Raw genomic sequence first — 863 nt, 5'->3', positions numbered from 1 at the left:
CTCGAAAGCCCGACCGCCGGCACGATCTTCTTCGGCGACGACGATGCCTCGCAAAAGACCGTGCAGCAGCGCAACATCGGCTTCGTCTTCCAGCACTATGCGCTGTTCCGGCACATGACGGTGCTCGACAACGTCGCCTTCGGGCTGAAGGTGCGCCCGGCCAATCGCCGGCCGCCGGCCGCCGACATCCGCCAGCGCGCGCTTGATCTGCTCGATCTCGTCCAGCTCTCCGGGCTGGAGAAGCGTTACCCGGCGCAGCTGTCGGGCGGCCAGCGCCAGCGCGTCGCGCTGGCCCGCGCCATGGCGGTCGAGCCGAACGTGCTGTTGCTCGACGAGCCGTTCGGCGCGCTCGACGCCCAGGTCCGCAAGGAACTCAGGCGCTGGCTGCGCGAGATTCACGACCGCACCGGCCACACCACCATCTTCGTCACCCATGACCAGGAAGAGGCGCTGGAGTTGGCCGACCGGGTGGTGGTGATGAGCAAGGGCGCGATCGAGCAGGTCGGCACCCCCGACGAGATCTACGACCATCCGGTCTCGCCGTTCGTCTACGGCTTCATCGGCCAGTCGAACGCCCTGGCCGTGACGCTGGCGAACGGCGAGATCTGGTTCGAGGACCGGCCGATCGGCCTGCGCGCCCCGACCGAGCCCGATGGTCCGGCCACCCTCTACTTCCGCCCGCACGACATCGAGCTGATCGACGGCTGCGGCGGCTGTCTCGCCGGGCTGGTCACCGCCAGCCGCCGCGTCGCCGGCACCCGCCATCTCGAACTCGACCTCGGCCGCACCCACCCGCATGCCGAAATCGAGCTGCCGCCCGAACGCACCACAACCCAGGACCGCGCCAGGGTCGCCTTCCGGCC

General features: G+C 69.6%; 1 protein-coding gene. It reads left to right on the top strand.

The window, feature by feature from the left end; genetic code table 11:
- On the top strand, positions 1–863 hold an 863-nt coding region (locus BC363_RS30600; protein ID WP_065793355.1), incomplete at both ends, for a sulfate/molybdate ABC transporter ATP-binding protein.

Source organism: Ensifer sp. LC384 (assembly GCF_001695865.1).
Taxonomy (GTDB): domain Bacteria; phylum Pseudomonadota; class Alphaproteobacteria; order Rhizobiales; family Rhizobiaceae; genus Ensifer.
The sequence above is the reverse complement of the archived record's forward strand: the minus strand, read 5'-3'. Positions and strand labels throughout refer to the sequence as shown.